Source organism: Streptococcus mobilis, assembly GCF_059727625.1.
Window position 1 is genome coordinate 1,453,209 of record NZ_AP041823.1, and the last position, 24,580, is coordinate 1,477,788.

Consider the following 24,580-nt stretch of genomic DNA (forward strand, 5'->3'; position numbering starts at 1 on the left):
TTAATTTCCATTGTAATAAATGCGATGACTTTCAAGTTGATAATCCAACAATTCATCCACCGTTACAAAGGTATAGCCTTGTGATTTGAGGTAGTCAAGGACGGTCGGTAGAGCGTCAATCGTGGTTTGATGGATATCATGCATGAGGATAATCGAACCCGGTTTGACTTCTTTTTTCACTTCATTGAGAATGGCCGTCGTATTGTGTGTCTTCCAATCTAGGCTATCTACATCCCACATAATGAAGGATTGGTCGACACCGTATTGGATGGCGTTATTGATGGCTCCATACGGAGGGCGGGTAATCTTAGTCTGCACACCTGTCGCTTTTTGAATAGCTTCTTGGGTATCCAAGATCTCTTTTTTGGCATTATCCAAGCTCAATTTTGGCAATTGAGGGTGATCCCAGGTATGGTTCCCAATTTGATGACCTTCTTTGCGGACTTGCTTAGCAATATCCGGATTCGCACTGACATTTTTTCCGACCATAAAGAAGGTAGCTTTGGCATTGTATTTCTTTAAGATAGAAAGCGCCTGAGGAGTCGTGGTTGGATCTGGTCCATCATCAAAAGTCAGGGCAATCATCTTACGGTGGCGTTCTTCTATATAGGATTCGTAAGAAGCTAGATCATCAGGAAGCAAGCGATCGGTATCAATCACATCATAGAATTTAGACAAGGGAACAGTGAAGGTATCGTCTCCCTTAACCTTGGTTGGAAATGGAATGGTGAAATTTCCTTTTTCATATTGGAATTCCCATTGGCTCAAATCCAACTCTGAGAAGTGGGCAACCATTTGATCAATGCTTTCCTCGTCCAACTGACGAAAGGCTAGATTTCCCCGTAATTCCTCCAAAAAGATCTGCTTGGCTCCATCTGGATCCGCAAAAACTTGGCTCAGGGTCAGAGGATTGTTCTCATCATCTAAGTAAAAGAGGGGCAACTTCACCGTCTCATCTTTGATGAATTTCCCTTTTTTGTACTGGTATTCAGCCCGTTTGATTTGGATAGGGTGATAACCAACAAAAGGCGCTTCTGCTTCTTCACTATGGTAGAAGGTCAAATGCTTTGGTTCTTTGGTTTTTTCATCGGATCCTAGACGCTGAAGGTCTTCTTGGATCTTCTCTTTCACAATCTCAACAGGCTGTCCATCCTTAGTAGGATAATAAGCCGTCACATAAGAAGTTCCTAAAATCCCTTCCTGAACTTGAACATCTTTCCCTTTTTCAGAGCTTTTCTCAAGTTGGGTAACCTTAGCAAACTGATCCTGATAGGCTTTTTGTTCACGAACCCTTTGAATCTTTTGATAGCCAATATACAAAAGACTCAGTAAAAGGAGATTTGTAATGATTAATAAAATAGTTTTCGTGTGTTTTAATCTCATAACTTTATTATAGCAAATTTCTCTCGAAAAAACATTCCTTTTTTGTAAATGGTTTCATAAAAAGAGGGCGACTGTCGTAGCCGACAGCGGCCCTTATTTTTAATCCCTCTTATTTTTCGCGAATGACTTCTACTTTATATCCATCCGGATCTACAACGAAATAGTAATTCGGTTTCGTTCCTGGAAGACCTTTTGGTTCCGTCACTTCATAGCCTTTAGCCTTGTGTTCCGCATTCAAACCTTCTAGATCAGGAGTACTCAAGGCGACATGAGCATAGCCATCTCCGATGACATATGGACCATGATCATAATTGTAAGTCAATTCCAACTCATAGTCATCTCCAGGCAAGGCCAAATAAACAATCGCGAACTTGTAGTCTGGAAAATCTTTCCGACGTTTTTCTTCAAAACCAAAAGCATCTTGGTAAAAAGCGATTGATTTTTCTAAGTTTTCCACACGAAGGCAAGTGTGCAACATTTTTGAACTCATAGGTTTTCCTCTTTTCTATTTTTTAAAGATTATGAACGATTTTTTTTACGACTTTCCGTCTTAATGGATAATTTCACTTCAAAGATGGTCCCTTTTGGTTTATTATCTTTGACTTGAATGGTCCCTTTAAAGGCTTCTACAATCTGCTTAGCGAGGGATAACCCCAAACCAAAACCACCTTTCTGACGGGTTCTGGCCTTGTCGACCCGGTAAAAACGATCAAAGATCCGTTTCTTATCCTCATCTCGAATCCCTGGACCATTATCCAGCACTCTCAAAAGAAGATTTTTATCCTTCAATTGAACTTCAAACTGGATCTCGCCATCTTCATCGGTATATTTCAAGGCATTGTCATAGAGAATAGTCATCAATTGCTTGAGGAGCGTTCTATCAGAACAAATGACTTTGTCCACCTGATTGTCTCCTCGGAAAATTTTGTCATTTTCTTCCGCAATGATCTCAAAATTCGAGAAGGTCTGATCGAAAAAGCTTGGTTCGATGTCTTCCATCTCCGGCTTCAAGCCGTCATCTCTTCGGGCAATGTTAAGAAGGTTGGTGGTCAAGAGCTTCATATTTCGAACTTCATCCAAGCTGGATGCAATATTCTCACTCGATTCCATAATGGTCGCTTCAGGCTTTCTAAAAAGCGTTTCGAGGCGATTTTGCAGAACTGCTAAAGGCGTCCGCAACTCATGGGAAGCATTTTCCACGAAAGCCTTTTGCTTTTGCATACTCTCAAGAAGCGGCTTAACGCTAAGACGGGCAAGGAAGAGACTCGCAAATAAGGAGATTCCCCAGAAGCAGATCATGACAAGGGCGATTTGGCTTTCGTGCTCTTCACTGGTCTGCTCTAGCTGACTGATATTGGTCATGACAACCGCATACTTGATATCACTATCACTTTCATCATCAGATAAACTCAACTCTGCCATATAGGCCCGGTAACTTTCTTTTTTCCCATAGCTATTTGTAATTTGAAGCTGGGAAACCTTGTTGAGGAGCTTTCGACCAAACGTCACCGTTTTGAAGTTTAAAAACCCATTACCGGTTGTCAAGTTTTCATATTTTTTATTGAGCAAAACAACAGTGGTATTGGATGTGACATCCCCTTTAGGTTCTGATTTATCATGATCTGGGATCATCATCTCATGATCATTATCATCTCCTTTGGTATTTGACTGTCGCTGGTCTCGATAAGCAATCGCTACAAGTGAGTAGGGATCCTGACTGAGAGTCTTGAGGTTCTCATCGACCGTTGTATAGAGACTCGAGCGCATGACCTGGATGATAATCAGGGTCATGGCTGAGAATATCAAAGTAAAGAGCCCAAAATATCGGATGAAGTAGGAAAAATCATCTTCCCCGACGGTTTTCTTAATTCTGGTTAGCATCTTTTAAGATATACCCCACACTGCGCAATGTTTGCAAGTTCTCAACGAAATCAGTACCTTTTAATTTCTTACGAATTTTTGAAACATAGACCTCAACAACAGAGATGGTTGTGTCACTATCAAAGCCCCAAAGACGATCGAAGATCTGTGTCTTTGGAAGGATGACATTTTGGTTTTGAAGGAAGTAGACCAAAAGATCAAATTCCTTCCCAAGAAGTTCCACTTCCTTATCGTCCACGTAAGTCGAATTAGTGGATAAATTAACCTTCAAATTGCCATAATTAAGGGTGTTTTCATTGACCTTTCCTGAGCGCTTCAAGAGGGCTTGAATCCGCATCTTGAGTTCTTCTAGGTAGAAAGGCTTGGTGAGGTAATCGTCTGCCCCCAGCTCAAAGCCGTGTCCTTTGTCATCCAGACTTTCTTTGGCTGTCATGATTAAAACAGGGGTTGTCACGCCTTTTTCACGCAATTCTTTCAAGACATGGAAACCGTCTTTTTCAGGAAGCATCAGGTCCAGCAAAATCAAATCATAGATCCCGCTTTCTGCTTCGTAAAGACCTTCTTCTCCGTCAAAGACCTGCATGACATCCGCAAAATCATCTAAAAAATCAAATACTGAATTTGACAAACCAAGGTCATCTTCGACCAATAGAATTTTAATCATTGTCGTATCCTCTTCTCTTTCGTGAGTGAGTCTTTCTAATCTATTCTTAACCATTATAACACGACTTCCCTTCATTTCCTATAGTTTAGAACTTGGTTTTATGATCAAATTCAGCCTGCCTGAGGAAGGCTAATCCTATGAGTTTGTCGTGTTTTCTTTGTTACTTTGACTATCACTCGTCTTATTTTTATTTTTTGAATTCTTCTTATTGGACTTTTTAGAGGAACCCTGGTTCCCTTCTTGTCCGCCAGATTGGTTCATGCCATTATCTGGACCATTCCCTTGTGGGCCACCATTGCCTTCTTGTGGCATCTGACTAGGACCGCCACCTTGCGGGCCGCCTTGTCCTTGGCCACCACCTTGTGGACCACCGCCTTGAGGGCCGCCATCCTGTGGGCCGCCATTTTGCTGGTTTCCTTGTGAAGCATGGCCATTTTGACTATTTTGTTGCTGATTGGATCCTTGGTTCTGACCCGTTTGGACCGGTTGAGAAAATTGTTGGTTATTGGAAGATTGAGAGGCGATGACACCGACACCAAAGCCACTTCCAGCACCGACCAACAATCCACCAACTGCTGCCATGCCAATCCACCACTTAGGGCTTCGTTTGAGGACAACCATTTTTTCTTTTGATTCTTGCGTTTCGACAACTTGTTTTGTTTCTTTTTGATTCATCTTTTTACCTTTTATCTTTTTTACAAGTACTTGTCTTTTAAATTTTAAAGGGAGCTCGATCCTTTAAGTAAGGCGATTATACTTTAGAAGTCTTAAACAGGCCTATATTTTTACTTAAAACAACCTAAAACGACTGGGAGTATTGACAGGATGAAACCGATATTGTAGAATAGTTACCATAAATTAAAATAGAGGTTAACTGTTATGAAGAAAATCTTTCCTTTAGTGCTCATCTCCATTGGAGTAGCTATGATCTCCGTCCTATCTCAATTTACCCTTCCATTTGGTCCAATTCCTTTAACCCTGCAAACGCTCATGATCGGGATTATCGGGACCATCTATAAACCCAGTCATGCCTTTGTCACAGTCTGCCTCTACCTACTTCTAGGCTTCTTAGGTTTCCCAGTATTGGCAGGTGGTGCTAGTGGTGCTTCGCATTTCCTTGGCCCTACTGCTGGTTTCCTCCTCTTCTTCCCATTCCGAGCATGGATCACGTCTCTATTTACAAATGCTAAATCCAGCGTGCTGACCATTTTCCTTGCTAATTTGTTCAGTAGTGCTCTCCTCTTTGTAGCTGGAGCTATCGGCTTTATGCTGGTCACGCATACCGATATCCAAAAAGCATTTGCTTTAGTCGTTGCTCCCTTTATCCTTGCCGACCTCATCAAACTGATCATCATCACGATCACCAGCAAGGCGATTTTTGCCAGCCTCAAACACCACTGGTATTTCAAATAAGATACAAAGGGTACGAACATACTAAAATAAGCAACATCTGAACACAGTTGTTGCTTTTTGTTGTAGGTATATCTCTTCAATTGAACTCCTTTTAAATGGATGACTGTTTCATAGAAGAACCTTCTATCTAACCTCCTTCCTTTATTTTTCCTTATAAAGAACTCTCAAGATCAGTAACTGTGTTAGCAAAATCCAGATAATCAGAATAGTGAAGTCAAAAAATGAGACGTGACCATGACTATAGACGCAAGCTCGTAGGAGGTTGACAGAAGGGACAAAAGGAAAAATATGGTAGAGATGGTTTATCCAATCCGGAAGACGACTTGCAGGGTACATGATTGGTGAAAACATCAAACCAATCATAAGAATCAACTGAGACATCAACGTGACAATATTGGGAGAAAAAGTATACGCAATGGCAAATCCAAGACTGATCATTGTAAGACAGATCAGAAATAGGATGAAAACAGCCAGAATAGATACATTTAAGCGGACAGAAAAACGAAAATAGCCCAGTATAACAGAAAAGAACACTCCAGGTAAAATAGCAATCATCCACATCCAAAGATCTGCTAAGGAAATCAGAATTCGTGGTATTGGAAGGGCTCGTACATAGTCTACATGTCCTTCTGACTTCGCATTTGCTATAACAGGTGATGAGATAGTACAGCCAATAGAAATAATTCCTATCAGAACTGAACCAGAAGAGAGATAGTAGGCAGCTGTCGTATCAATCTCACCTATCACTAGTGGATAACCAAAAAGAAGTGAAATGGATAACAGAACCTGAGCTAGCGTAAAGAGTAGAAATAGATCTTTTTGACGAAGATAGTTCCAACGAAGTAAGTAAAAAAATTGAGTCATATCAGTTTGTCAACTCCTCTCTATAAAGATCTGAAATGGATATGTTTTTCTGAGTAAGTGACAGATTGAAAATATTCTTTCTATCCAATTCCTGTGTGATTTTTGGTAGCAGTCTCGTTAACTCCTTCTCTTCTATTTCAATCTGGCAGATCGAACCATTGATAATGGTGTAATCTTGAAATAGAGCTAAGCTATCTTTATTTCTAAACTCAAATGATATTTGATACTGTTTTTGATAGGTTATTTGCTGAACTGGTCCTGATTTGATTAACTTCCCATGGTTAAATAAGGCATAGTTGTCAGCATATTTTTCAACTTCTAAGAGATTATGCGTCACGATAATAATGGTATGACCTTTATGCGCTAGCTTCTGTAATAATTGCCATTGTTTTTCACGACGTATTGGATCAACATCGTTCGTCGGCTCATCAAGAAGAATGATGGTCGGAGATCCGATTAAAGCCATTGCAAAAGAGGTCAGGCGCTTTAAACCACCTGAAATGTCCTTTCCTTGTTTTGCCCGGTACTCCTTAATGGCCAACTCGGTTAAGAGCTGATCCATTTCTTTTTGCAAATCCAAGGTGTTTAACCCTCTCATTCTTCCAAGCATTTCTAAGTTTTGTTCCACCGTCAATTTCTCAAGTGGGGCATACTGTTGAGACATATAGCTCATCATTGAGCGAGCTCGTTTACGATTTTGAACAAAAGAAATATCTCCATAGCAAACGTCTCCTTGATCAGGTTTGGTAAAACCAATCATTTGATTTAAGAGGGTGGACTTACCAGCGCCATTGTGTCCTAAAAAAGCTGTAATTTTAGCAGCTTCTATTTCTAAGGAAATATGATTATTAGCAAAATGTTGCTTATCGAATGATTTTGTCAAATCTCTAATAGTCAGTGTCGCAAATGTCTTCATCTCATCACTCAAGACTGAGAAGATTTTCCCAGCTTCCTTCATTTTTGATAAGATTATTGTATAATAAACATATGACTTTCCAAGGTTTACGTCATGATTTACCATTTTAGTGTCATAATTAGCCAACTCAATTTGATAAGGGGGACTTATGTTAAACGTCGTTATTTGTGATGACTCAACTAGAGATGCTAGTCAGTTAGAACAGTATTTACTTTCTTACGACAAGGTTCCTGTAGAAACAAAACTATATACCAATCCACAAAAGATGTTAGAGCAGTTAACAAGGGATACTCATTGTGTCTTTTTGGATATTGATATGCCACAAATTACTGGAATTGACCTTGCTCGTGAAATTCGGCAGTTCAATCCTTTTATCCCCATTATTTTTGTGACCAGCTATCGTGATTACATGGAACAAGTTTTTGAAGTGCAGACTTTTGATTACTTAGTAAAACCAATTGAACCTCAAAGACTAAATAAGGTAGTAGACAGAATTTTACGTTATCTAGATTTAGGACAAATCATCTTTAACTTCTCATTTGGAAAACAAAGTTACTCTATTCCTTTAAGTGACATTACCTATTTTGAGAAAGATAAGCGATCCGTTTTTATTTACACGCTAGCAGATACCTATAAGTCCTTACTGAAAACTCAAGACATTTTAGATAAACTACCTGATTATTTTATTCAAATTCATGCTTCTTATATTGTAAATCCCAAATATATCAAAGATTTTGATGCGAAAACAGTGACTATTTTGCTAAATGGAACCGAGGAGCATTCACTTCCAATTAGTCGTAAGTTCCAGTCTTCTTTTAAAGAAAAATACTATAACTACCTCAGTGAAAGGAATTTCTAATGCTAATAGGATTGCGGATCATTAGTATCTTGTTCGACTTATTTCTGGCAAGTGTTTTATTTTTTAGGTCAATATCCAAAAGTAAACAATCAAAAAAGACACTTTTACTCCTTTGTTGTTGCTTTCTTCTTCATGTGGCTTTTGTGTTTATATTTTTAGAAAGTCGCGTTTTTTTAGTGAGCAATCTCTTTCTGAGTATTGTAGAATCCTCTCTTGTAGGACTCTATTTTGGCTACTCCTTTCGTGATTCTTCCTTTTGGATATTCTTACAGACAAGCCTGACATTATTAGCAGGAGCTGTCCTCAATCAAGTTATCCAACTTTTTCTTCCACTGTCAAAAGTATCGAAAAATTTAGGACTGATTAGTGGTTACCTTGCCATTAATTTTCTTTTTTCAACCGTCATAACACTTGTTCTTCGACAGTTATTCCGAACACATCAAAAGTTAGGCATGGCAACATCTAAAAGAAATTGGCTGTATCTATTTATCGTGCCGATTTTATCGATTATTTTTGCCTTTACTGTATCAGCTATTCAAGGGCAAGTATTTGGACCAGATTATCTTTCTGTCATTTCACTCTTGTCTCTTATTGTATTGTCGTTTTCCTCACTTTATTTTACCCTACATCTTTCTCAACAACAGCACGCTGATTATCAAAATAAATTAGATAAAGAACAGCTTCAATTCCAATTAAGAGAAACACAACAGTCTCAAGAGGAATACCAACGATTGCAAAGTCTTCGGCATGACTTAAAAAATAAACATTTAACTCTGTTGGCACTTCTAGAAGAAAATCCTGATGAGGCTAGAGAGTACCTTCAATCGTTAACCGATAGTATTTCAGGAAAACAAACCTTTTACTCAAAAAATCCAACGGTTAATTATTTACTGAATCAAAAACTGCACGATGTGGAAGATGAAATTGAATTGGAAATTAACTGCTTTATCCCACAAGAGTTATCTATTCAGCCAGATGTTCTAGCTGTTATTTTAGGAAATTGTTTAGATAATAGTATTTCAGCCTGTCTTCGATTGACTGATAAATCAGAGAGAACATTGTCTCTGAATATACGTTATTTTCAACAAAATCTATTTATTTCGATCAACAATACCTTTAATGAACAGGAACAAGAGACTCGTAAAACACGTCAAAGAGATGGTTGGGGCTTACGAAACGTTGATGCCCTAGTACAAGAATACCAAGGAACTATCAAACGATTCAAAGAAAATGGCCATTATCGAACGGAGATCCTCTTACCAAGTCCAGTAAACTAATGATTCTTCTCCTTTGAGGTCTTATTCAGGTCATTTATAAAAAAGAGGCTGGGCAAAATCTGTCCAGCCTTTGATGTTAGATAGAAATAACAGTTTGACACATTGGTTGATTGCTCATAGCACTGCTTTGAGGTGACGCAAACAGTATTTCCTTTATCTGCAACCTCCAACACTCTTCCAGACTGTTGTATCTATGCGGGGGTGGAAAAATTGAAAAGAGAGGACTTCTTTCCCATTCCATTAGGATGTAGTTAAACTATCATTAACCAACCTAAATGATGCCCCAAAAATTAAAATAATATATTTTTTAAGTCTCAATCAAATATACACTGAAACTTTCCGCCGTGAGAAAAGTGCCTGAAACACAATTGTTTCAGGCACTCGGGAGTTTTGAGACCTTAGGCTCAAAACTAAGTCATGGAACTTCAAAGAAGTTCGCTGACGTCCGTGCTCACCTAAGGAAAGTTTCAAAGATGACGTTGTCTACATTCTAAGATGCTACAGAATGAATTCTGTAGCATCTTTTTTCAATCTATTTTGTCGCAAGGATAGCGGCTTCTACTGCTGCTTTCTCCCGCTCGATAAGATCAATACGAGCTGCAATTTCTTTAATTCCCATCTTGATATTACGGCTGATCGCCATATCATCAAATTGAGGCTCAAAGAAGGCCTTGTATTCATTCAACCGTTCACGGGTCTTGAAACAGTTAGCTGGATAGATGACAAACTTATCAAAGCTCATATCACCACCGAGGGCTTTCTTGACCCAATCCCAGTTTTCACGCGCCCAAGTCCAAGTTCTTCCTTGGGTAAAGTCATCGTGTAAGAAGTTGTAGTACCAACTCATAGCCAAGTCCTGAGGTTTCACCACATCCTTGTTCTTCCACTCCTTCAATAGAGCTTCCAAAGTTTCCTCATCCTTGGTATAAGAAAGTGCAGCCGCCAACTGGCGTTTAAAGTTCCCATCTACTGTCTTAACATAAGTATCCAGGTATTGTTGGCTAAGCTCCTTGGTTTCCTGGTGCTTGATTTGGTTGACCAAGATTTGCAGGCGGATGGCAGCTGGAAGTTTTTCCAAATCATCTGCATGTGCTTCAAAGATAGCGCTCGCTTGAGCTTTTGCAGCTTCATCATTGGACTTGATCATATTAGCAATCATTAGCTGACGAACTTTTTCGTCTTCTTCTGTTTCACCAGGCTTAGCTTCTAGACCTAAGCGTTCAAAGTTGTATCGGTTCAAGCGTTTCAACAACTCATGGAAGGCAGCTTCTGTTTCAGTTCCTTCATCCACAAAGAGACTGATTCCAGATAAGACGCTCGAAACAGCTGAAACAACCAAGTAGGAACTTTCTTCTGTCAAGTGTTCAATCACTGGCAAGAGGCTTGCATAAGAAATTTGACCACTTTCCGCTAAGAGACGGCGTTCTTGAACCACTTGTAGTTTCGAAGTGCTATCTAAGCTAGCAAGGTCAGCAAGGATGTCTTCCAACAATTCCCCACGGTAGTCACTGATATAGTGAGCTGTATTTTCTGTATTGAAGCGAAGAGCTCCGCTGTTAGCTGCTTTCAAGGCACTGTAGTTTGGAATTTCTAAGACTTCAGTTTCCAAGGTATCTGGAATACCCGTCCAGTTGCTATTTAACGGAACAACCCACTTGCGTCCTTTTTCTTCTCTTTCTCCGATGAAGAACTGCTCTTGACGGATGATCAAGGTATCGTTTTCCACAGAAGCTGAAACAACAGGGTATCCTGGTTGCTCCAACCAAGAATCCATAAAGGCTGCGACATCACGACCTGAAGCTTGCCCAAGAGCATCCCAAAGGTCACGACCGATAGTATTGCCGTATTGGTGTTTTTCAAAGTAGATCTTCAACCCTTTACGGAAGGCGTCATCGCCTAACCATCGACGAAGCATGTGCATAAGACGGCTACCCTTAGCGTAAACGATTGCTGGGTCAAAAAGAGTGTTGATCTCGTCTGGGTGTTTGACTTCCACATGGACGGATTGAACGCCATCTGTAGCATCGCGTTTCAAGGCAGCAGGCACTCCAGTTGTTTGGAAGTCTTCAAAGATATTCCAGCTTGGTTCAATGGCATCCAAGCTGACATATTCCATCATATTGGCAAAGCTTTCATTCAACCAGAGATCATCCCACCATTTCATGGTCACGAGGTTTCCGAACCATTGGTGAGCCAATTCGTGAGCCACCACCAAGGCTACTGTTTGACGGCTTTGGGCCGTAGAGTTTTCATCTACTAGAAGGTAGACTTCACGGTAGGTTACCAAGCCCCAGTTTTCCATCGCTCCTGAAGAGAAGTCTGGAAGGGCGATATGAAGGGATTGAGGGATTGGATACCTCACGCCATAGTAGTCTTCATAAAATTCAATAGCACGAACGGCAATATCCAATGAGAAGTCCAAGTTTTCTAATGGGTGAGCTTTGGTAGAGTAGACACCGACTAGGGTTCCATTCTTGGTCTTAGCTGTCACTCCTTGAAGATCTCCAGCTGCAAAGGCCAAGAGATAAGAAGACATACGTGGAGTCGTATCAAACTTCCAAATACCTGTTTCTTTGCGGTTTTCCACATCGATTTCAGGCATGTTAGAAAGAACGATTTCTCCTTCTTCTTGGTCAAACTTCACAGAAAGATCGAAAGTTGCTTTGGCTTCAGGCTCGTCCACACTTGGAAAAGCTTCACGCGCAAAATGGCTCTCAAACTGGGTAGAGAGGACTTCCTTCTTCACGCCATCAATGCTGTAGTAAGATGGGTAAATCCCTGTCATATTGTCTGTGATCTTACCAGAATAGGTCAGAGTAACTGTCACTTGACCTGTTCCTTCCAATTCAACATAGACTGCTTCATTGTCATTATCAACCGTAAATGGACGGGCTTGACCGGCTACTTCTACTGTTTCGATGATCAAATCCTTTTGGTGAAGCGAGATCTTGTCCGCCTTGGCTTGACCTGTGATCACCACACGACCGCTAAAGGTCTTGGTTTTACGACTTAAATCCAAAAACACTTCGTAATGTTCTGGAACGAATGTTTCTACAAAATGTGCAACTGCTTGCATAATTTCCTCCTTTAAATGTTTCATGCTTTCCAATGAAAAGCCCTCATAAAACTATTTTATCACAAAGTTAAGATAAAAGAAAAGACAAGCATGACAATGCCTGTCTGATATCGAAAAGACTTTATGATCTTACATTTCGATAATTTTACCTGTTTCGAAGTAAACCACCCACTCACAGATGTTTTTTGCATAATCTCCGATACGTTCCAAGAAGTTGATCACTTGGAAATAATCCCGTCCAGTCACGATGGACTCTGGATTTTTCCGAATTTCTTCTGTTGCTAATTCTTGGATGCTATCGAAGTAATGGTTGATGACTTCGTCTCGTGTCGCAACTTCATAGGCCAAATCCACATCGCCTTTGAGGTAAACATCTAGTGTCGCTTCGACAAAATCTTTGACTTCACGGCCCATCTTGCTGATCTCTTCCTCAACAGATTGAATACGGACTTCCCCTTTCATGCGAATGGTTGCCTTGGCAATTGATACTGCGTGGTCACCCATCCGCTCTAAGTCAGAGACCGCTTTTAAGACAGTCATCACGACACGAAGGTCTTGTGAAACGGGCTGTTGAAGGGCAATAATCTCAAAGGATTTGCGCTCTAACTTCACTTCGTAGTCGTTGATCTCCGCATCATCTTCGATAACTTGGCGGGCCAATTCACGGTCATGGGTAACGAAAGCGCGGACCGTACGGTTGATCTGACTCAACACTTCATTTCCCATTGCATAAAACTGGTTATGCAACTTCTCTAAATCTTCTTCAAATTGAACTCGTAACATTTTATTTTCTTCCTATCCAAATTTACCAGAGACATAGTCTTCTGTTTCTTTCTTAGCTGGGTTCAAGAACATTTCATTGGTGTCATTGTACTCAATCAAATCGCCATCCAAGAAAAAGGCTGTTTTATCGGAAATCCGACTCGCTTGCTGCATGGAGCGTGTCACCAAGAGCATGGTGTAGCGGTCTTTTAGTCCATATAAGGTTTCTTCAATCTTACCAGCTGAAATCGGGTCCAGCGCTGAAGTTGGTTCATCCAAAAGAATAATCTTTGGACTAGTCGCAAGAACCCGCGCTACACAGACCCGCTGCTGCTGACCACCGGAAAGTCCGATAGCTGAATCATGCAGGCGATCCTTGACTTCATCCCAGATGGAAGCGCGTTTCAAAGAGGTTTCAACTGCCTCATCTAAGACAGCCTTATCCTTGACACCATTAATCATCAACCCATAAGTCACATTATCATAAATGGACATTGGAAAGGGATTTGGCTGTTGGAAGACCATTCCGATTTCCTTACGCAATTCGACCGTATCGGTCCGTGGTCCGTAGATATTGTGACCGTTGTAGAGGACGGTCCCTGTGGTGGTGACCTCATGGTTAAGGTCCCCCATGCGGTTAATGGCTTTTAAAAGGGTAGATTTCCCTGATCCTGAAGGACCAATCAAGGCTGTAATCTCCTTTGGAGCAAAATCCAAAGAGACACTATTCAAAGCCTTCTTTTTATTGTAATAAACCGACAAGTCCTTGACTTGCAAAATTGGTTCTGTCATTCTATTTTCCTTTTTGTTGTCATATTACTTTATCCAAAGTGACCCGATACATAATCGTTGGTCGATTGCAATTTCGCATTTTGGAAAATATTCGAAGTCTTATCGTACTCGATGAGGTTTCCCAGATAAAAGAAACCGGTATAATCGCTAGCACGGGCTGCTTGTTGCATGCTGTGGGTCACGATGACAATGGTGTAATCCTTCTTCAGCTCCAGCATGGTTTCTTCTAATTGCGCTGTTGCGATCAGATCAAGTGCTGAAGCTGGCTCATCCATGAGTAGGATATCTGGCTTCACAGAAATAGCCCGCGCGATACAAAGTCGTTGCTGTTGACCACCTGAAAGCGTTAGAGCTGATTTGTGAAGATCATCCTTGACCTGATCCCATAGGGCTGCCTGTTTCAAAGAAGTTTCGACCAATTCGTCCAAGACCTTCTTGTCTTTCACCCCAGCACGTTCATGCGGGAAGGTGATATTTTTGTAAATCGATTTAGCAAAAGGATTGGGCCGTTGGAAAACCATCCCGATGTGCTTGCGCATTTCATAAACATTGATATCTGGACGGTTAACATCGATTCCTTCATACCAAATTTCACCCGTAACACGAGCAATATCGATGGTATCATTCATCCGGTTCAAACTACGAAGATAGGTTGATTTCCCAGATCCTGAAGGACCGATCAAGGCTGTAATCTTATTTTTTTCAAACTGCATGTCGACGCCTTTGATGGACTCGTTCGTTCCATAATAGACATGCAAATCTTTGGTCGATAGGACCACCTTTTCTTCAGGAAAAGTAATGATGTGTCTCTCATCCCAATTGTATTTTGACATTTCTTCTCCTTTAAGCAGATGTTAGTTTTTTATGGAGGTAACTTCCGAGTTTGCGGGCTCCAAAGTTAAAGATCAAGATAAAGATCAAAAGAACGGCGGCAGAACCAGCTGAGACTTCGATCGAGTCTGGAATGGTTCCTTCACTGTTGACCTTCCAGATATGGACGGCTAAGGTTTCAGCCTGACGGAAGATCGAAATCGGACTCGTCACACTAAAGATGTTCCAGTTTGACCAATCAAGAGCTGGAGCCGATTGACCTGCTGTATAAATCAAGGCAGCGGCTTCCCCGAAGATCCGTCCTGAGGCTAAGACGACCCCAGTGATAATACTTGGAAGAGCTTCTGGTACCACAACATGGATCACAGTTTCCCAGCGAGACAAGCCCAGTGCTAGACCTGCTTCGCGCTGCGTATGATGGACGTGCTGCAAGCTATCTTCGATATTACGGGTCATCTGAGGTAGGTTAAAGACGGTCAAGGCCAAGGCCCCTGAAATGATCGAAAATCCATATTTGAACTGGACAACAAAGACCAAGTAACCAAAGAGACCTACAACAACAGATGGCAAGGAAGACAAGATCTCAATACAGGTACGAACCAAATTGGTCAAACGCCCTTTTTTAGCGTACTCAGAAAGGTAAATCCCAGCTCCAAGAGAAAGTGGGAAGGAAATCACCAAGGTAATGACCAAGAGGAAGAAGGAATTATACAATTGAATTCCGATCCCTCCTCCTGCTTGGTAAGAAGAAGATTTCCCAGTCAAGAAGTGCCAAGATACATGGGGCAAGCCACGGACCAAAATATAAAGGATTAATGAGGCAAGAATCGCAACGATGATCCCTGAAATAGCATACAGCACTCCTGTCGCAATTTTATCCATTCGTTTAGCGTGCATAGTTCTTCTTACCTCTTTCTTTCGTAATCAGTTTAATCACACTGTTAAAGGCAAGACTCATGAGGAGCAATACCAAGGCGAGTGACCAAAGAACATTGTTATTGACCGTACCCATGACGGTATTTCCGATTCCCATGGTCAAAATAGAGGTGAGGGTGGAAGCTGGTGTTGTGAGCGAGGTTGGCACCACTGCAGAGTTTCCGACCACCATCTGGATAGCCAAGGCTTCCCCAAAGGCACGCGCCATTCCAAAGACGACCGCTGTAAAGATTCCAGAGCGAGCTGCCTTGAGCGTGACATGCCAAATGGTTTGCCAGCGGGTCGCTCCCATGGCCATACTAGCTTCCCGATAATGACGGGGTACAGCTCGGAGGCTATCGGTCGTCATAAAGGTGACAGTTGGCAGGATCATAACAAAGAGGACAAAGACCCCTGAGAGAATCCCAAAACCAGTCCCTCCAAAGAGACTACGCGTAAATGGAACGACCACTTGAAGACCAATGAATCCATAAACAACTGAAGGAATCCCCACTAAAAGCTCAATCGCTGGTTGCAAGAAACGAGCTCCTTTAGGAGAGACTTCTGTCATGAAAACTGCTGCACCAATGGCAAACGGCGTTGCCAAGAGGGCAGAAAGCAAGGTTACAATAAAGGAACCTAGAATCATTGGTAGGGCTCCGAATTCCTTTGCAGCAGGATTCCAAGAGCTCCCAAATAGAAAACTAAAGATATTGACTTTATTGACAAAGAAAGTCGATAAACCTTTTTGGGCCACGAAAATCAAAATCATGGCAACGACGACAACAATCAAACTCATGCATAGAAAAGTAATGGTTTTCCCAAATTTTTCTAGGCGGGAGTTTTTTGATTTCGTCAGCATTTTTTTTGCTACTTCGTTCATTTTTTACCTAATTCTGTTATTTTTTTGACACATTCCCTTTTAAATCACGGGTTACTTTCATGTCATTGATCGGGATATAACCCATCTTGCCAACAACTTTTTGCTGAACCTCATCGGTCATCATGTAGTCAATGAATTTTTTAGACAACTCATTGGGTTTCCCTTTCGTATACATGTGTTCGTAAGACCAGATCGGCCAGTTATTGTTGACAACATTGGCTTTAGTTGGTTGATAACCGTTAAGCTTCATGGTTTTGACACTGCTGTCCAAGTAGGTAAAGGCCAGATAAGAGATGGCTCCTGGCGTTTGAGAAACGATGTTTTTCACCATTCCATTAGAGTCTTGCTCTTGAGCCTGCTTGGGTTGTTTGCCATCCATGATAATGGCATCAAAGACAGCACGGCTACCAGAACCAACCGCCCGGTTCACAATCGTGATTTCAAGATCTGGACCTCCCAATTGCTTCCAGTTGGTATATTCACCCGTAAAGATCTTTCGCAATTGCTCCGTTGTCAAATTGTCAATTGAGATATTTTTATTGGCAATGATGGCTGTTCCTGCTACGGCTACCTGATGGTCGACCAGACTAGAGGCATCGATCCCAGATTTTTCCTCTGCAAAGAGGTCACTATTTCCGATGTCCACAGCGCCTGATTGAACTTGTGAAAGTCCTGTACCAGAACCTCCTCCTTGTACATTTACAATCTTACCAGGATGTTCTTCAATGTAGCGATCTACTACTCCTTCAACCAAGGGTTGTAAGGCAGTCGATCCGACAGCAGTGATGGATTCTCCGCGATTGATCCAAGACGCACAAGCAGATAAACTTCCTGCTAATGCGATCGTCGCTAGTCCTAGGATCAGCTTTTTAGACTTTTTCAAATCATGTCTCCTTGATATTTCACTATTTCACTTATGATTTTGACAAGTTTTTTTCAAAAAAACCTGTACTTCCACTATATCATAGAACGGGTTCTTTGCCCAGCATTTTACCTAAAACGAAGCCCCTTTGGATAGAAATTTTTCAGGGTCTGTCCGGTCACTTTGGCAAAGCCCAAACCATTGCCTTCGACAAGGACCTGGTACCATCCATTTGGATGCGTTTCCCTCAATTGAACCGTCTCTCCCGCCACATAATGAACAAAGTCTTCAGGCGTGATCGAAATAGTCTCTTTGACCTCACTCGGTTTCAGAGCAAGGCCCAGGGCAAAACTAGGTTCAAATCGATTTTTCTTGAAGGTCCCTAGGTGCAAACCATTTCGGGCAATTTTTACTTTGCGCAAATCTGGTAAACCAAGTGGAACCAAGTAGAGTTCGTCCCCAAAGGTTTCGAGAACACCTTCTAGAGTGATCTTCAAGTGTTTCTTAGCAAACTCCTGCCACCATTTCTTTTGCTCCGCAGATAATTGGTCCTTTTTGGAAGGGATTTTGGCAGGTCGATTCTCTCCTAGATAACGGAACTTAGCAACAAATTGTCCCTCCCCTTTAAAGAGATGTGGATACATGCGCGCCGTTTCTGGATGGTCAATGCCTTCTGCCATACCATTGATCTTCTCGATAATTTCCAATTCCAGATCATAGTTTTCCAAAAGCCAGGATACGATCTCTTCATTTTCCTCAGGAGCCCAGGTACAGGTTGAATAAACCAAGGAACCACCTGGGACCAACATCTTGAGAGCATCCTCGAGAATCTCTCTTTGAAGAAGACTACACTCTCGAGGATAATCGATGGACCAATAGTCCATGGCATCTGGTTGCTTACGGAACATCCCCTCACCTGAACACGGGGCGTCTAGTACAATCAGATCAAAAAAGCCTGAGAAAACTTTGGCCAGACGATCGGCAGACTCATTGGTCACCAGCACATTTCGCGCACCAAAGCGTTCGACATTCTCTACAAGAATTTTCGAGCGGCCCCTGTGGATTTCATTGGAGACCAAGAGTCCCTGATTGTCCAAATAAGACAAAAGTTGGGTCGTCTTTCCGCCAGGAGCTGCGGCCAAGTCCAGGACCTTCATTCCTGGCTTCGGCTGGGCGACTTGGGCCACTATCTGAGCTGCTGGCTCTTGCGAATAGACCAAGCCCGTTGCGTGCTCGATAGATTTTCCTGAGACCTTTCCATAATGGCCCCAAGGGGTATTGGGAATCGGATCATCAAATGCTTTTTGCGCTTCTTTCAAGGGATTAGTCCGAAAGGCCGATACTGCTTCTTGTTCAAAGGTCGCAAAAAAAGCAGCAGCATCCTCACCTAGAAGATGCTGGTATTTTTCTTTAAAACCATTGGGAAAATTCATTTAACTTCTCCCTTTCTTAAGATAGGTTTGAATTTCTGTTAACTTCACTTTTGGAACCATCATAATCGGTTCCACTGACTGGTAATTGGGTTTATCTCCATTTAGATTTAAAACGGTATAGCCCAACTGTTCCCCCATGATCGCAGCTGCAGCATAATCCCAGGGCCAGATGTAGCTAAAATAAGCTAGAATCCCACCTGAGAGAATTTTTGAAAAACTAATACCGGCACTTCCGTAGACCCGAATGCCAAGAGAATCCATACCAAGATCGGCCATGCCCCAGTCATTTTTCTCAAGCATGCCGACATTTGAAGCAATCAGAAAGTTTTCCATAGGTTGGTCCACAAAGGGTGTCAGTTCAACCTCATTGCGATAAACAGGGAATTCTCCACCCCCGTAAAAAAGGTGATCCCGCATCACATCGTAGATCAGGCCAAACTGACCAATTCCGTCTTCAAAATAGGCCACCATCACCGCAAAATCTTCCTTTTGGGTCACAAAATTATTGGTCCCATCAATGGGATCAATCACCCAAACGGACCCTTCTGAAATCGGTGAACGAAGGCCATCTTCCTCCGCAAAAATCCGATCTTCTGGGTAGCGATGTGTGATTTTTTCAACCAAATCCTTTTGAACCTGTTGGTCCATCTGGGTTACTAAATCTGTCGGCCCAGTCTTTTTTGAGATCATCAAGTCATCATGGAGATGAAGACGCAAGTAGTCTCCAGCCTCTAAAACGATTTGTTTGGCAAACTCTAACTTATTCTTCAAGAGAAAACCATCCTTCCTCTTTTTGCTTTGCAGCCTGGGTCGCACGATAGAGAGAATAACCACTCACTTCTTCGAACTCCCGTCCGAGACGTTTTTCTTCTCCGATACTAGGCACGACCTTCTTAAAAGCGCGGTAGGCTTCCATGTATTCTTTGGCCTCTACCTTACTTTCATAGGCTTCTTCAACTTTATTGAAAAAAGAAAGCACTGAAGCAAGCTCTTCAGTGCTCCACGATAAGTCCAGTGGGTAACTATAATTTTTTTGCATTCGACATACTTCTTAGTTTATTTCTGCTCTTAGAGTGGCAGAGCGTAACTCTTGTTTGCGATAACTCCGTGGCAAGAAGGCCCGAATTTCATCTTCGTTAAAGCCAATCTGCATGCGTTTGTTATCTAAAATAATCGGTCTCCGCAAGAGACTTGGATTTTCCTCAATCAGACGGATCAAGGCTGAAATCGATAAATCTTCAACATCAACATCCAATTTTTGAAAAATTTTTGAACGAGTTGAAATAATGTCGTCTGTTCCGTTTTCGGTCAAGGCCAATATACTTGTCAACTCCTGTTTGCTCAAAGGACTTGTCATAATATTGTGTTCTTTAAATGGAACATCGTGCTTTTTTAACCAAGCCCGAGCTTTTCGACATGATGTACAACTCGGCGATAAAAATAATGTAATCATGTGGTTCACTTCTTTTTTTATATATAACTATCTGACTCTATTATACAAAAAAATTAGGTGCTTGAAAAGCGCTTTTTTGATTTCTCGACGATTTTTCTAAATTTCAGCGAAAAAAAGAAATCCCTTTCATTTTTTCCAAGAAAAAGCTAGAAAAAAGGATTAGGTAAGCTCCTAATCCTTGGTCCAGTTTCGTGAAATTGCTTCATCTTCTTTCAATTGAGCCACTAGTTGATCGATCCCATCGAATTTGACCATTTCTCGTATCTTATCCAACCAATGAATGGTCAAAGTATGGCCATAAATATCTCCAGAAAAATCAAAGAGATTGACTTCGAAACGAAGCTCTTTTCCATCAAAGGTGACATTTTTTCCGACAGAAGCCATGCCTCGATAGATCTGCCCTTTAAAATCAACATCAACTACATAAACCCCATCTGATGGTAGATAGGTCCGATCAATTTGCGCTAAATTGGCAGTAGGATAGCCAATGGTTCGGCCACGCGCATCCCCATGCACGACGATTCCCCGACTAGATAAAGGGTGGCCAAGTAGACGGGCAGCTTCTTTGACGCGTCCTTCTAGGACAGCTTGACGAATGCGGGTCGAACTAATCTTTTCCCCCTGATCCAATACAGGAGAAATGACTTCCACTTGCCCATCAAAATAAGTAGCTAAGTCAGAGGCAGTTTTCTTATCAGAGCCAAAACTATAATCAAATCCAGCAATTAAGACCCGAGCTCTCAAGGCTTTGACAAATTGGTCGACAAATTCTTTGGCTGTTTTAGAAGCAAAATCGGTCGTAAAATCAATGAGAAAGAGCTCATCCACTCCTAATTCGTTTAATTTTTGGAACCGATCCTCAGGGCTCTGCAAATGAAGCAGTAATTCTGGTTGGTAGCGAACAAAGGCTAACTTAGGAGATTCAGGAAAGGTTAACAAAGCGACCTTCAAGCCTTTTTCACCTGCTATCTGACGCGCCTTTTTAAAGAGTTCTTGATGCCCCAGATGCAGGCCATCAAAGTAGCCCAGAACCAAAACTGTCTCATTCTCCAAATGGATCTGGTTAGCAGTAGTTATCGTACGAATATTCATGAATTTATTGTAACACACTTTCTGTTAGAAAAACTTTTCGAGGTTTGTAAAGTTCTTCTCTTTTTTCTAAAATGGCTACCAATTTCCCTTGGTAAAAAGCAGCTAACTCTCTGGCTTCACTCTCAACAGGAATAAAGCGTCCCACTTGGACTTCGCCAACCTCTTCGACTGTCAGCTCTACTTTTTCAAGATCCCCGGTGCCAATTTCAAGTGGGTGAAGGAAGCTCAAATCTTCTTGCCCTACTTTTTCAGCAACCTCTTCCAGGGTCAGGGCATCATCCAGTGACAAACCGGCAGCACTGGTTCGTGTCAGATGAGACATATGGGCGGCGTAGCCCAGTTTTTGACCAAGGTCCACCGACAAGGTCCGGATATAGGTGCCCTTGCTGCATTTGACTCGGAAACGAAAACGGGCTAGACTTTCTTCATAGCTAATCTTACTGGTGCGCGTGAATTCATAAATGGTTACTTGTCGGACAGGGCGTTCCACTTCTTCTCCTGCCCGCGCATATTCATAGAGCTTACGTCCATTGACCTTGACTGCTGAATACATAGGTGGTACTTGCTCGATTTCTCCCACCATTTGGGCAATCATGCGGTCCACCTCTTCTGCATCTAAAGGGGCTTCCACTGGGGTCCGCTCTATGACTTCCCCACTGGCATCCTCCGTCGTGGTAGAAAATCCTAAAGTGATTTCTCCCTCATAGACCTTGCCTTCATCTTGCATGAATTCGACCATCCGGGTCGCCTTGCCAACTGCAATCGGAAGCACTCCCACCACATCCGGATCCAGCGTTCCCCCATGGCCGATCTTCTTAGTTCCCAGGATTTTTCGCAGTTTAAAAACCACATCATGTGAGGTCATGCCTGCTTCTTTTTTTACATTGATAATTCCGTCCATCTGATTTGCTCTTTCTAACTGTTTGTGTGACCATCCGGGCTACCGACCCTTCATTATACCATGAAACAAAACTTTTTGTCCCTCTTTCCCCCTTCCCATGACCTCCTAAAAAATCCCGTAGCAGATTTCAGACTTTTTAAAACGGGTTTGATACAATAGAAATCGAAAGAAGGTGTAACATATGTTAATGTATGATGTTATTGTGATTGGATTTGGTAAAGCTGGTAAAACACTCGCAGCGAAATTATCAAGCCAAGGAAAAAAAGTTGCTCTGATTGAAAAGAGCAAGTCTATGTATGGTGGTACTTGTATCAATATCGCTTGTATTCCAACCAAGACCTTGATTGTTGCAGCAGAAAAAGGCTTGGATTTTGAGCAAGCCATGAATGAGAAAAATGCAGTCACTACTCGTCTCAACGGCAAGAACTATGCAACTATTGCTGGAACTGGTGTAGATATTATCGACGCGACAGCTCGTTTCGTTTCTAACAAGGTCATCGAAATTCAAGCTGGAGATGAAAAGGAAGAATTGACAGCTGAAACCATTATTATTAATACTGGTGCTGTGCCAACTATTCTTCCAATCCCAGGATTAGCTGAAAGCAAATTTGCTGTGGATTCGACCGGCATTCAACGTTTGGAAAACCTACCTAAACGCCTCGGCGTCCTTGGCGGTGGACCTATCGGATTGGAATTTGCTCATCTCTATAATACCTTGGGCAGCCAAGTAACGGTATTGGATGCTTCTGAAACATTCTTGCCACGGATCGAGCCCAGCATTGCAGCTCTTGCAAAAGGCTACCTTGAAGAAGACGGTATTCAATTCTTGCAAGGCGTTCATACCCAAGAAATCAAAGATGGCCAAAACAGCTTAACGGTTGTCACAGATAAGGGAGACTTCGAGTTTGATATCCTTCTCTACGCAACAGGACGTAAACCAAACACAGCTGGACTTGGTCTTGAAAACACAGATATCCAAGTCACTGATCGTGGAGCGATCCAAGTCAACCGTCATTTGGAAACCAGCGTCCCTGGTGTCTTTGCAGTTGGGGATGTCAATGGTGGTCCTCAATTCACCTACATGTCACTCGATGACTTCCGCATCGTCTTCAACTATCTTACAGGCGATGGTAGCTACAATCTTGAAACTCGTAGAAATTATGCGACAACACTCTTTATTGCTCCTCCACTTGCCCAAGTCGGCTTGACCGAGCAAGAAGCACGTGACAAAGGACTTCCAGTTGCTGTTAAAGAATTGCCAGTTGCTGCCATGCCTCGTGGACACGTCAATGCAGACCTTCGAGGGGCCTTCAAAGCCGTGGTCAACCCAGAAACTAAAGAAATTCTTGGAGTGACGCTCTTTGGAGAAGCTGCAGGCGAAATCATCAATCTGATCACCATGGCGATGGACAACAAGATCCCTTATACTTACATCGCACAACAAATCTTTACCCACCCAACCATGGCAGAAAACCTAAACGATCTCTTTGCGATTTAACTAAAAACGCTGGAAATTTTTCCAGCGTTTTTTAGTTTAAGAATCCACAGACAGCCTCTTGAAATGCTTTATTTTCTTCATAAAGAGCATGCCCAGAATGCTTAAGAATGAGGAGTTGACAATCCGAAATCGCTTTTGCCAGTTCCTTGGATCCGTCCACACCAATCACATCATCTTCAAGCGCACCAAGGACAAAGGTTGGACACTGAATTTCCTTTAAGACCTCACGACTATTATGTTCCAGGCAAGACTGAGACTGAATGGCTATTCTATTTTCATCTTTGATTCGCCCCAAGCGACCCATAATATTATAAAGCAACCGCCACTTTTGATAGCTCTTTTGCGTATAGGAATGCTTTGCAATATCCAGCATGAGATGCTTAAAATTTCCAGATTGACTAAGTTTTTGCCAATGCTCAATTCGTTCTCTAGCAAGTTGACTAGGTTTTGCAGTGGTCACAGCTAAAATGATCTTTTGTACCTTTTCAGGGAAATCCGCCACCAACCATTGGGCAATCATTCCACCTTGTGAAATCCCCATAACATAAGCGGTATCTAGGTTTAGTGTCTCCATTGCTTCTGCTACATCTGCTGCCATATCCCGCGTCGTATAGCCCTGTCTCAACTCATTGATTCGAGAAAAAACATAGATCTTATATCGCTTAGCAAGTAGACGATACGAGAGAGAAAAGAGCTGTGCCTTTCCTTTAACGGTCTGCAACCCATCCCCCAAGCCTGGTATAATTACTAGAGCGTCCTTTCCTTTTCCAAATATCACATAGTCCATGGTTTTCCCATTCATGGACAAGGTAGCGTTCTTAGCTG

The 24,580-nt window shown here is 41.9% G+C and carries 25 protein-coding genes; 4 read left to right on the forward strand and 21 right to left on the reverse strand.

Features of this window, described 5'->3' with window-relative positions:
• From AC6IZR_RS06930 to AC6IZR_RS06950, 5 genes are all read right to left on the reverse strand, one after another.
• On the reverse strand, positions 1-1,383 hold the full coding sequence (locus AC6IZR_RS06930; protein WP_302692456.1) for a polysaccharide deacetylase family protein: 1,383 nt from the start codon (positions 1,381-1,383) through the stop codon (positions 1-3).
• 109 nt (positions 1,384-1,492) lie between these two features.
• Positions 1,493-1,873 (reverse strand): lactoylglutathione lyase, encoded by a 381-nt coding sequence (gloA, locus tag AC6IZR_RS06935; RefSeq protein WP_497848339.1) that lies wholly within the window; start codon positions 1,871-1,873, stop codon positions 1,493-1,495.
• A gap of 29 nt (positions 1,874-1,902) precedes the next feature.
• The gene (locus AC6IZR_RS06940) at positions 1,903-3,264 is read right to left on the reverse strand and encodes a sensor histidine kinase (RefSeq protein ID WP_049515589.1); all 1,362 of its coding nucleotides are present in this window, start codon (positions 3,262-3,264) and stop codon (positions 1,903-1,905) included.
• Positions 3,248-3,928 (reverse strand): response regulator transcription factor, encoded by a 681-nt coding sequence (locus AC6IZR_RS06945; protein WP_003011876.1) that lies wholly within the window; start codon positions 3,926-3,928, stop codon positions 3,248-3,250. Before AC6IZR_RS06945 ends, AC6IZR_RS06940 begins: the two co-directional genes overlap by 17 nt.
• A 135-nt stretch (positions 3,929-4,063) precedes the next feature.
• Positions 4,064-4,603: a hypothetical protein gene (locus AC6IZR_RS06950; RefSeq protein ID WP_497848340.1), complete on the reverse strand. Its 540-nt coding sequence runs from the start codon at positions 4,601-4,603 to the stop codon at positions 4,064-4,066.
• Positions 4,604-4,807: 204 nt separating this feature from the next.
• Between AC6IZR_RS06950 and AC6IZR_RS06955 the strand changes: the two genes are divergently transcribed.
• Positions 4,808-5,341, forward strand: a complete 534-nt coding sequence (locus AC6IZR_RS06955; RefSeq protein WP_070666117.1) for a biotin transporter BioY — start codon at positions 4,808-4,810, stop codon at positions 5,339-5,341.
• Between the two features lie 141 nt (positions 5,342-5,482).
• Here the strand turns inward: AC6IZR_RS06955 and AC6IZR_RS06960 are convergent, their stop codons facing one another.
• Together AC6IZR_RS06960 and AC6IZR_RS06965 are read right to left on the reverse strand one after the other, a co-directional pair.
• Positions 5,483-6,205, reverse strand: coding sequence for an ABC transporter permease (locus AC6IZR_RS06960; RefSeq protein WP_371494573.1), 723 nt, complete (start codon positions 6,203-6,205; stop codon positions 5,483-5,485).
• Between the two features lies 1 nt (position 6,206).
• Entirely contained in the window at positions 6,207-7,163 is a 957-nt protein-coding gene (locus tag AC6IZR_RS06965; protein ID WP_497848944.1) for an ABC transporter ATP-binding protein, read from the reverse strand.
• A 106-nt stretch (positions 7,164-7,269) separates the two neighbouring features.
• On the opposite strand from AC6IZR_RS06965, the gene AC6IZR_RS06970 reads away from it, so the two are divergent.
• Entirely contained in the window at positions 7,270-7,980 is a 711-nt protein-coding gene (locus tag AC6IZR_RS06970) for a LytR/AlgR family response regulator transcription factor (protein WP_070666125.1), read from the forward strand.
• Entirely contained in the window at positions 7,980-9,257 is a 1,278-nt protein-coding gene (locus AC6IZR_RS06975; RefSeq protein WP_497848341.1) for a sensor histidine kinase, read from the forward strand. The genes AC6IZR_RS06970 and AC6IZR_RS06975 overlap by 1 nt, the downstream gene beginning before the upstream one ends.
• Positions 9,258-9,789: 532 nt before the next feature.
• On the opposite strand, the gene AC6IZR_RS06980 is transcribed toward AC6IZR_RS06975, so the two are convergent.
• The 13 genes from AC6IZR_RS06980 to truB all read right to left on the reverse strand — a co-directional run bounded on the left by AC6IZR_RS06980 (position 9,790) and on the right by truB (position 22,257).
• Complete coding sequence (locus AC6IZR_RS06980) at positions 9,790-12,333, reverse strand: M1 family metallopeptidase (protein WP_497848342.1); 2,544 nt, start codon at positions 12,331-12,333, stop codon at positions 9,790-9,792.
• 129 nt (positions 12,334-12,462) lie between these two features.
• A complete protein-coding gene (phoU, locus tag AC6IZR_RS06985; RefSeq protein ID WP_003003266.1) occupies positions 12,463-13,116 on the reverse strand; it encodes a phosphate signaling complex protein PhoU in 654 nt (217 codons plus the stop codon).
• Between the two features lie 12 nt (positions 13,117-13,128).
• Positions 13,129-13,887, reverse strand: a complete 759-nt coding sequence (gene pstB / locus AC6IZR_RS06990) for a phosphate ABC transporter ATP-binding protein PstB (protein WP_049496099.1) — start codon at positions 13,885-13,887, stop codon at positions 13,129-13,131.
• A gap of 29 nt (positions 13,888-13,916) precedes the next feature.
• The gene (gene pstB / locus AC6IZR_RS06995; RefSeq protein ID WP_497848343.1) at positions 13,917-14,720 is read right to left on the reverse strand and encodes a phosphate ABC transporter ATP-binding protein PstB; all 804 of its coding nucleotides are present in this window, start codon (positions 14,718-14,720) and stop codon (positions 13,917-13,919) included.
• 10 nt (positions 14,721-14,730) lie between these two features.
• Positions 14,731-15,615 carry a phosphate ABC transporter permease PstA gene (gene pstA, locus AC6IZR_RS07000; protein WP_003006597.1) on the reverse strand — a complete coding sequence of 295 codons (885 nt, stop codon included), beginning with the start codon at positions 15,613-15,615 and terminating at the stop codon, positions 14,731-14,733.
• On the reverse strand, positions 15,605-16,516 hold the full coding sequence (pstC, locus tag AC6IZR_RS07005; protein WP_014713132.1) for a phosphate ABC transporter permease subunit PstC: 912 nt from the start codon (positions 16,514-16,516) through the stop codon (positions 15,605-15,607). Before pstC ends, pstA begins: the two co-directional genes overlap by 11 nt.
• A gap of 16 nt (positions 16,517-16,532) precedes the next feature.
• Complete coding sequence (locus tag AC6IZR_RS07010) at positions 16,533-17,399, reverse strand: phosphate ABC transporter substrate-binding protein PstS family protein (protein WP_049474794.1); 867 nt, start codon at positions 17,397-17,399, stop codon at positions 16,533-16,535.
• Positions 17,400-17,506: 107 nt separating this feature from the next.
• On the reverse strand, positions 17,507-18,811 hold the full coding sequence (locus tag AC6IZR_RS07015) for an RsmF rRNA methyltransferase first C-terminal domain-containing protein (RefSeq protein WP_497848344.1): 1,305 nt from the start codon (positions 18,809-18,811) through the stop codon (positions 17,507-17,509).
• Entirely contained in the window at positions 18,812-19,582 is a 771-nt protein-coding gene (locus AC6IZR_RS07020; RefSeq protein ID WP_497848345.1) for an inositol monophosphatase family protein, read from the reverse strand.
• A complete protein-coding gene (locus AC6IZR_RS07025) occupies positions 19,572-19,850 on the reverse strand; it encodes a UPF0223 family protein (protein WP_003003480.1) in 279 nt (92 codons plus the stop codon). The genes AC6IZR_RS07020 and AC6IZR_RS07025 overlap by 11 nt, the downstream gene beginning before the upstream one ends.
• Before the next feature lie 12 nt (positions 19,851-19,862).
• On the reverse strand, positions 19,863-20,264 hold the full coding sequence (locus AC6IZR_RS07030) for a Spx/MgsR family RNA polymerase-binding regulatory protein (protein WP_021152971.1): 402 nt from the start codon (positions 20,262-20,264) through the stop codon (positions 19,863-19,865).
• A gap of 171 nt (positions 20,265-20,435) precedes the next feature.
• Positions 20,436-21,356 (reverse strand): bifunctional riboflavin kinase/FAD synthetase, encoded by a 921-nt coding sequence (locus tag AC6IZR_RS07035; protein WP_497848346.1) that lies wholly within the window; start codon positions 21,354-21,356, stop codon positions 20,436-20,438.
• Positions 21,357-21,360: 4 nt separating this feature from the next.
• Positions 21,361-22,257 (reverse strand): tRNA pseudouridine(55) synthase TruB, encoded by an 897-nt coding sequence (gene truB, locus AC6IZR_RS07040; protein ID WP_497848347.1) that lies wholly within the window; start codon positions 22,255-22,257, stop codon positions 21,361-21,363.
• 181 nt (positions 22,258-22,438) lie between these two features.
• Between truB and AC6IZR_RS07045 the strand changes: the two genes are divergently transcribed.
• Positions 22,439-23,755: an FAD-containing oxidoreductase gene (locus AC6IZR_RS07045; RefSeq protein WP_497848348.1), complete on the forward strand. Its 1,317-nt coding sequence runs from the start codon at positions 22,439-22,441 to the stop codon at positions 23,753-23,755.
• Between the two features lie 31 nt (positions 23,756-23,786).
• Here the strand turns inward: AC6IZR_RS07045 and AC6IZR_RS07050 are convergent, their stop codons facing one another.
• Entirely contained in the window at positions 23,787-24,557 is a 771-nt protein-coding gene (locus tag AC6IZR_RS07050) for an alpha/beta fold hydrolase (RefSeq protein WP_497848945.1), read from the reverse strand.
• Positions 24,558-24,580 lie beyond the last annotated feature (23 nt).

Excerpts from the sequence above, each read along its gene's own strand:
- AC6IZR_RS07035 (WP_497848346.1), bottom strand. The coding sequence starts at position 21,356 with ATGAATATTCGTACGATAACTACTGCTAACCAGATCCATTTGGAGAAT.
- pstB (WP_049496099.1), bottom strand. The coding sequence starts at position 13,887 with ATGACAGAACCAATTTTGCAAGTCAAGGACTTGTCGGTTTATTACAAT.
- AC6IZR_RS06940 (WP_049515589.1), bottom strand. The coding sequence starts at position 3,264 with ATGCTAACCAGAATTAAGAAAACCGTCGGGGAAGATGATTTTTCCTAC.
- AC6IZR_RS06975 (WP_497848341.1), top strand. The coding sequence starts at position 7,980 with ATGCTAATAGGATTGCGGATCATTAGTATCTTGTTCGACTTATTTCTG.
- AC6IZR_RS06930 (WP_302692456.1), bottom strand. The coding sequence starts at position 1,383 with ATGAGATTAAAACACACGAAAACTATTTTATTAATCATTACAAATCTC.
- AC6IZR_RS06980 (WP_497848342.1), bottom strand. The coding sequence starts at position 12,333 with ATGCAAGCAGTTGCACATTTTGTAGAAACATTCGTTCCAGAACATTAC.
- AC6IZR_RS06945 (WP_003011876.1), bottom strand. The coding sequence starts at position 3,928 with ATGATTAAAATTCTATTGGTCGAAGATGACCTTGGTTTGTCAAATTCA.
- AC6IZR_RS07030 (WP_021152971.1), bottom strand. The coding sequence starts at position 20,264 with ATGATTACATTATTTTTATCGCCGAGTTGTACATCATGTCGAAAAGCT.
- AC6IZR_RS07045 (WP_497848348.1), top strand. The coding sequence starts at position 22,439 with ATGTTAATGTATGATGTTATTGTGATTGGATTTGGTAAAGCTGGTAAA.
- AC6IZR_RS07050 (WP_497848945.1), bottom strand. The coding sequence starts at position 24,557 with ATGAATGGGAAAACCATGGACTATGTGATATTTGGAAAAGGAAAGGAC.
- AC6IZR_RS06970 (WP_070666125.1), top strand. The coding sequence starts at position 7,270 with ATGTTAAACGTCGTTATTTGTGATGACTCAACTAGAGATGCTAGTCAG.
- pstA (WP_003006597.1), bottom strand. The coding sequence starts at position 15,615 with ATGCACGCTAAACGAATGGATAAAATTGCGACAGGAGTGCTGTATGCT.
- phoU (WP_003003266.1), bottom strand. The coding sequence starts at position 13,116 with ATGTTACGAGTTCAATTTGAAGAAGATTTAGAGAAGTTGCATAACCAG.
- AC6IZR_RS06950 (WP_497848340.1), bottom strand. The coding sequence starts at position 4,603 with ATGAATCAAAAAGAAACAAAACAAGTTGTCGAAACGCAAGAATCAAAA.
- pstB (WP_497848343.1), bottom strand. The coding sequence starts at position 14,720 with ATGTCAAAATACAATTGGGATGAGAGACACATCATTACTTTTCCTGAA.
- pstC (WP_014713132.1), bottom strand. The coding sequence starts at position 16,516 with ATGAACGAAGTAGCAAAAAAAATGCTGACGAAATCAAAAAACTCCCGC.
- truB (WP_497848347.1), bottom strand. The coding sequence starts at position 22,257 with ATGGACGGAATTATCAATGTAAAAAAAGAAGCAGGCATGACCTCACAT.
- AC6IZR_RS06955 (WP_070666117.1), top strand. The coding sequence starts at position 4,808 with ATGAAGAAAATCTTTCCTTTAGTGCTCATCTCCATTGGAGTAGCTATG.
- AC6IZR_RS06965 (WP_497848944.1), bottom strand. The coding sequence starts at position 7,163 with ATGAAGGAAGCTGGGAAAATCTTCTCAGTCTTGAGTGATGAGATGAAG.
- AC6IZR_RS06960 (WP_371494573.1), bottom strand. The coding sequence starts at position 6,205 with ATGACTCAATTTTTTTACTTACTTCGTTGGAACTATCTTCGTCAAAAA.
- AC6IZR_RS07025 (WP_003003480.1), bottom strand. The coding sequence starts at position 19,850 with ATGCAAAAAAATTATAGTTACCCACTGGACTTATCGTGGAGCACTGAA.
- gloA (WP_497848339.1), bottom strand. The coding sequence starts at position 1,873 with ATGAGTTCAAAAATGTTGCACACTTGCCTTCGTGTGGAAAACTTAGAA.
- AC6IZR_RS07015 (WP_497848344.1), bottom strand. The coding sequence starts at position 18,811 with ATGAATTTTCCCAATGGTTTTAAAGAAAAATACCAGCATCTTCTAGGT.